We start from the raw sequence: 6,000 nt of genomic DNA on the forward strand, positions 1-6,000 counted from the left end.
TTACAACGGCTTCAATTCAGCAGCCATCTGGCGGCCGTCGCGTCCGTCCTGCAACTCGTATGAGACTTTTTGATTGTCTGCGAGTCCGGTCAGGCCGGACCGTTCTACGGCCGAGATATGAACAAACACATCTTTGCCCCCCTCATCAGGGGCAATAAATCCATAGCCTTTGGTGGTATTGAACCATTTCACGGTGCCGGTTGGCATGTCCCGTGTCTCCTTCTACTTACGCATTGTCCCACAAATTGGTGGGGGCTGTGGTGAGCGACATCGCAAATTCGACCGTTTCGCCTTCTTTCAACAGCCCAATTTACATGTTTCGCCTTTTTCAACATTGCACGGTGAAGTAAAAAATCAAGAATAACCGCCGGAAACCGGCAAGATTGCCTAAAAAGCAACCAAATGCAGGAGCAGTAAAGACATGCACCTTTATGGACTGAAGACTTGTGACACTTGTCGCAAGGCATTGAAAACGTTGCCAGACGCTGAATTTGTGGACGTCCGCAGCGATGGCGTGCCGGATTCTGTGCTGTCGCAGGCTTTTGCCGCGTTCGGCGATGCTTTGCTCAACACAAGGTCGACGACCTGGCGCGGATTGGATGACACCCAGCGCGTAAAGGCACCTTTGGAGCTTTTGAAGGAGCATCCCACCCTGATGAAGCGCCCGTTGATCGAAAAGGACGGAGAACTGCTGCTGGGCTGGACCGCTGAAACACGCGCGCAGCTTGGTATTTCTTAAATAGATACTTATGTGCCTGCATGTAGCAGCGAGGATTTTCTATGCGTAATGCCGCCATGGTTTTGGGCGTAATTGCCGGGTTGATCGGTATGATCGTCGGGTTTTTCGGGTATGCGAAGGTGGTCGTGATCGACCATGTAGGTGAGATTGATGGAGTTCTGAATCAGGTAGACAACCCCGGCCTGATTCAGGTCGTTTCAATCATCGGACCTTTGCTGGCGATTGCCGGGGGCGCCATGGCACCGGCGCGCGCTCTGTTTGCCGGAATTCTGCTGCTGATTTCAGCGGGGGCGATGTATTACGCTTTTGGCTTTGGTGTTTTCACCATGTTCCCGATCGCATTTGCCGGGGTAGCCGGGGTGCTTGGGCTGGCGGCAGGTAAGCCGGACCAGCCCAAAGCGCATTTCTAGATCACTTCAAGCGCAGAATCCGGTCGAGTGAGATCGGGCCTGCGCCGTTGATGACGATCACCAGCATCAGGAACGTCCAAAGTGTACGCTGATCCATGATGGATGGCGCCGCGTCAAAAAGGCTGCCCAGTTGCACGCCATGGCCGGTGACATCGACGATTGTCTGTACCCAGATGAAGCCGATCATGCCCAAAGCGGCCAGACGGGTGAACAAACCCACCAGCAGCAACGCTGGAAGGACGAATTCGGCGACCGTTCCAAAGAAAATGACAATGCGCTGGAAGAATGTCATCTGGGACACATCCCACAATACGGCCTCGGCAGCCTTGGGGAAAATCTGACCGAAGGCTCCGCTGGACGGCGAAAAGATCGAACCGTCGATCTTCAACATGGCCGAGTTCCAGTAATAAACCAGAAGGACAGCGATAAAGACCAGCCGTGCCAATGTCGGCGTCAGCCAGTTGGACGCCAGGTCCACCTTTCCCAGAACGTTATTGTAGGTTGAGATCAAAGCAGTCATGTCTCCAGCCTTTCGATAGTCACAGACGTTATTGCACCGCCTTGCAGAAGCAGCGCCAGAGTGGTTCCAAGATCAAATTCCGGCAACTCCGCGGCGGTTTTTTCAAAAGCCTCGCCGATTGTGTCGCCACCTTCGATATGAGCAATCCAGTCAGCTCCGCCCGCAGGTAGTAATTGAGGAGCCGGGTCGAATTCCAGGCGTGTGATCAACACGTCCTCAGCACGCGCATCGGGTTTTGGGGCGTCCGCTTCGGTGTTGAAGCGCCAGATTGCGTAAACAGGCCAGTCCGAGCGGATCACCTGCATGGCCGGGGCAAAACGCAGCCGGGCCTGCATGACCTGCTCGGGGTCCACGGCCAATGCCTCTGTCGGGGCGGGCTCGCTGTCGGCGGCGTGGTATGACCGGCGCAGAGCAAGTTCCAGCCGCGCAACGTCTGGTAGATAACCAAGATGCGAAAGCTGCTGCATTCCGGCCAGGAAGTCGGGGAACGCCTCTCCATAGAACATCATCAGCGGCGAAGAGGGCGGATGCTGACGCAGGAATATCCCGGCCAGCCCGTCCATGTTCTGCGGCCCCAGCAACTTGGTGATGACGGGAAAAGCCTGATGCATCGCCTCGGTTAGCGAGACGGCTACATTGTTGCGATAGACGCTGAACCGGCGACCGGCCGGTCGCGCCTCGGCGTCCAGCAAACCTTCGGGGACGGGCGCCGAAGCATCCATCATGGCCGCGCGAAATTCGGATTGCGAAACGCTCATGCCGGGATCTTGTCCAGCGCGGTCTGCGCACGGACAGCCTCTTCCCGCAGAACGGGCCAGTCAGGGACATCTGTGTCCCATTCGACCAGAACGGGTTTTGGGCCCGAACGTTCCAGCACATAATCCAAAAGGGCCCAGACCGGATCGACCACTTCGCGCCCATGACTGTCGATCAGCAACGGATGGCCATGGTCGTCTTCATCCTCATCATGGCCGCCAAGGTGAATTTCGCCGACTTTCTCAAGCGGGTAGTCATCGATGTAACCTTGGGGCGAATAATCCAGGTTGGTCGCTGAGACAAAGACGTTGTTCACATCCAGCAATAGGCCACAGCCGGTGCGGCGGGCAATTTCACGCAGAAAGTCAGGCTCGGACCACGTGCTTTCTTCGAATGCCAGATAGCTGGAGGGGTTTTCCAACAGCATCTGCCGCCCGACGGTGTCTTGTACCTGATTGATATGCTCGCACACGCGCGTCAATGTTGCGTCGGTGTACGGCAGCGGCAGCAGGTCGTTGTAGAAATGCGTGTCATGGGTAGACCATGCCAGATGCTCGGAAAAGCTGGCGGGGTTGAGCCAGTTGATCAGATGTTTCAGACGGGCCAGATGATCGGGGTCCAGCGCACCTTCGCCGCCAATAGACAGGCCGACGCCATGGACCGAGATCGGGAATTGTTCGGAAAGGTGGCGCAGCTGCGCCAAGGGCCGCCCGCCGTCGCCCATATAGTTCTCGGCATGGATTTCCAGCCAAGCAACGGGCTGCGCGTGTTCAAGTATCTGAGCAAAATGCTGCGGTTTGTACCCGACACCCGGCGCTGCGGGCAGGCGGTTCGACCGGTGTGCATTGTCCAACATGAGCCAGCTCCTTGATCACGAAAGTGAAGGGGCGGGCGTTGGTGCCCGCCCCCTGAATTCGTTTGGCCGACCTTATGCCGGCAGGTCGCGGTCCTGTGCTTCCAGCGAGCCTTTGCGCGGTGTGCCGTCCGCCTGTGCTGGCAGTTCGATGTCGGCGCAGGTGCCTGCGTCAACCAGGGTCCATGCGTTGCCCTGATAGTCGACGGTCGAGGTGCCCGCGCAGGTTGTGCCGGGGCCTGCGGCGCAATCGTTCTGACCGGCCAGCGATACGCCATAGCATTTTTCTTTTGCCTGAGCGGTTGCTGTGGTTGCTGCGCCCGATACGGCGGCTGCGACTGCGGTTGCGATAACCAGGGATTTAGCTGTGTTCGACATCTCGGTAATCCTCTTGATGACTGGGTATGTCTGCTTGTGACACTGACAAAGGTAGTTCCTTGCTGGCCGGAGTTGAATTCACGAGCCCGTGTCTCACAAGCACGTCAGGGGGCGGAGTGCCCTCTTGCACCGTAATATATTGTTTTTGATGAAAAAAGAGTGAAATGTTTCAATCCGGCCCCAATTTTGGGGCCGGATTGCCAGCGATATGACGCCGATTGTTACAGCATATCCGGTGGGGTGGCCGCCTGTGACAGCTCATTTGTTACAACTTCAAGCGGCTGAACCTGCGTCTGTTTTTCACCGAGGCGGCGAACACTGACGGTGCGCTCTTCGACTTCGCGATGTCCAACGGCCAGAATCACCGGGACTTTGCCGACCGAATGCTCGCGGACCTTGTAGTTGATCTTCTCGTTGCGGATATCCGCCTCGGCGCGCACGCCTGCGGCTTTCAGAGTTTCAACAACTTCCATCACATACGCATCCGCGTCCGAAGTGATCGAGGCGACCACGACCTGACGCGGGGCCAGCCAGAAGGGCAGCTTGCCCGCGTGTTCCTCGATCAGAATGCCGATGAAGCGTTCGAACGAGCCCAGGCAGGCGCGGTGCAGCATAACGGGGCGATGCTTGGCACCGTCAGCACCAATGTAAGTTGCATCCAGCCGCTCCGGCAGAACAAAGTCCACTTGGAACGTTCCGCATTGCCAGTCGCGTCCAATAGCGTCGGTCAGAACGAATTCCAGTTTCGGGCCATAGAAGGCACCTTCGCCGGGGTTCAGTTCCGGTTCAACGCCCGCCGCGCGGGTCGCGGTCAGCAGGGCTTCTTCGGCCTTGTCCCAGACCTCGTCCGAGCCTGAGCGCTGCTCAGGGCGATCAGAGAATTTTACCTTGAAGCTCTCAAAGCCAAGGTCCTTGTAAACATCGGTCAAAAACCCGATGAACCGCGCGCATTCGTCGCCGATCTGATCTTCGGTCGAGAAGATATGCGCGTCATCCTGTGCAAATCCCCGTACACGCATGATTCCGTGCAACGCGCCCGAGGGTTCATACCGGGCACAGGAACCGAATTCGGCCATGCGCAGCGGCAAGTCGCGATAGGATTTCAGGCCTTGCTTGAAGATCTCGACATGGCAGGGGCAGTTCATGGGTTTGAGCGCGTTAACAGCTTTTTCACGCGCATGTTCCTCGTCGACTTCAACGATGAACATGTTTTCCTGGTACTTGTCCCAGTGGCCCGAGCGTTCCCACAGCTTACGGTCCACGACCTGCGGGGTGTTCACTTCGACATAGCCGCCACGATGCTGGGCGCGGCGCATGTAGTCCTGCAGTTGCGTGTAGATGGTCCAGCCATTCGGATGCCAGAAGATCTGGCCGGGGGCCTCTTCCTGCATGTGGAACAGATCCATTTCCTTGCCCAGCTTGCGGTGGTCGCGTTTGGCGGCCTCTTCCAACATGTGCAGGTGCGCTTTCAGCTTTTCCTTGCCGGTAAAGGCCACGCCATAGATGCGCTGCAGCATCGCGCGGTTGCTGTCGCCACGCCAATAGGCACCAGCAATGCTCATCAGCTTGAAGGCGTCGCCTGGCAGTTGGCCGGTGTGCTGCAGGTGCGGACCGCGGCACAAGTCCTGCCAGTGGCCGTGCCAATACATGCGCAGCGGCTCGTCACCCGGAATGGCTTCGATCAGTTCGACCTTGTAGGGCTCGTTGTTGGCCTTGTAAAACTTGATCGCGCGGTCGCGGTCCCAGACCTCGGTGGTGACGGGGTCGCGCTTGTTGATGATCTCTTTCATCTTTTTCTCGATGAGGCCGAGATCTTCGGGCGTGAACGGTTCCTCGCGGTCGAAGTCATAGTACCAGCCGTTTTCGATAACGGGGCCGATGGTGACTTTGGTCGCGGGCCAGATTTCCTGCACAGCGCGTGCCATCACGTGCGCCAGATCGTGGCGGATCAACTCATTGGCTTGCGCTTCATCCTTCATGGTGTGGATAGCGATGTCGGCATCTGCATCGATGGGCCATTGCAGGTCCCAATGCTGGCCGTTCACAGTGGCCGAGATGGCCTTTTTCGCCAGCGAGGTCGAGATATCGGCAGCCACCTCCGCGGGCGTGACGCCTGCGTCGTAGGATCGTGCATTGCCATCGGGAAAGGTGAGAGAGACGGATTTTGAATCCAGGGCCATATCGGCTCTCCTCGTCGGTTTGGCGCCCACTGAACGCCCGGTTGCGGGTTATGTGTGTTCAGCCCATGTGGCAGGTGGGGGTGCGTGTGTCAAGAGTGGGGGCGAGGGGCCAGCGCCTCGCGCTCCCCGGAGTATTTGGAAAAAAATGAAGTGGGCGGAATTGC

General features: G+C 57.7%; 8 protein-coding genes. 2 read left to right on the forward strand and 6 right to left on the reverse strand.

Features of this window, described 5'->3' with window-relative positions:
* On the reverse strand, positions 1-207 hold the full coding sequence (locus tag ACR0LF_RS18115; protein WP_152458488.1) for a cold-shock protein: 207 nt from the start codon (positions 205-207) through the stop codon (positions 1-3).
* Positions 208-421: 214 nt separating this feature from the next.
* Here ACR0LF_RS18115 and ACR0LF_RS18120 point away from each other — a divergent pair, with 214 nt between their 5' ends.
* Together ACR0LF_RS18120 and ACR0LF_RS18125 are read left to right on the forward strand one after the other, a co-directional pair.
* A complete protein-coding gene (locus ACR0LF_RS18120; protein WP_480573096.1) occupies positions 422-739 on the forward strand; it encodes an ArsC/Spx/MgsR family protein in 318 nt (105 codons plus the stop codon).
* A gap of 41 nt (positions 740-780) precedes the next feature.
* Complete coding sequence (locus ACR0LF_RS18125; protein ID WP_480573099.1) at positions 781-1,149, forward strand: hypothetical protein; 369 nt, start codon at positions 781-783, stop codon at positions 1,147-1,149.
* A 1-nt stretch (position 1,150) separates the two neighbouring features.
* Here the strand turns inward: ACR0LF_RS18125 and ACR0LF_RS18130 are convergent, their stop codons facing one another.
* The 5 genes from ACR0LF_RS18130 to thrS form a co-directional block, all read right to left on the reverse strand.
* Positions 1,151-1,669: a DoxX family protein gene (locus ACR0LF_RS18130; RefSeq protein ID WP_480573102.1), complete on the reverse strand. Its 519-nt coding sequence runs from the start codon at positions 1,667-1,669 to the stop codon at positions 1,151-1,153.
* Entirely contained in the window at positions 1,666-2,427 is a 762-nt protein-coding gene (locus ACR0LF_RS18135) for an HvfC/BufC family peptide modification chaperone (RefSeq protein ID WP_480573105.1), read from the reverse strand. The genes ACR0LF_RS18130 and ACR0LF_RS18135 overlap by 4 nt, the downstream gene beginning before the upstream one ends.
* A complete protein-coding gene (bufB, locus tag ACR0LF_RS18140) occupies positions 2,424-3,281 on the reverse strand; it encodes an MNIO family bufferin maturase (RefSeq protein WP_480573107.1) in 858 nt (285 codons plus the stop codon). Before bufB ends, ACR0LF_RS18135 begins: the two co-directional genes overlap by 4 nt.
* A 72-nt stretch (positions 3,282-3,353) precedes the next feature.
* Positions 3,354-3,656, reverse strand: a complete 303-nt coding sequence (locus ACR0LF_RS18145; protein WP_171177392.1) for a BufA1 family periplasmic bufferin-type metallophore — start codon at positions 3,654-3,656, stop codon at positions 3,354-3,356.
* Between the two features lie 221 nt (positions 3,657-3,877).
* The gene (thrS, locus tag ACR0LF_RS18150) at positions 3,878-5,836 is read right to left on the reverse strand and encodes a threonine--tRNA ligase (protein ID WP_480573110.1); all 1,959 of its coding nucleotides are present in this window, start codon (positions 5,834-5,836) and stop codon (positions 3,878-3,880) included.
* Between the last annotated feature and the right edge of the window lie 164 nt (positions 5,837-6,000).

This window comes from Ruegeria sp. E8 (assembly GCF_056533985.1).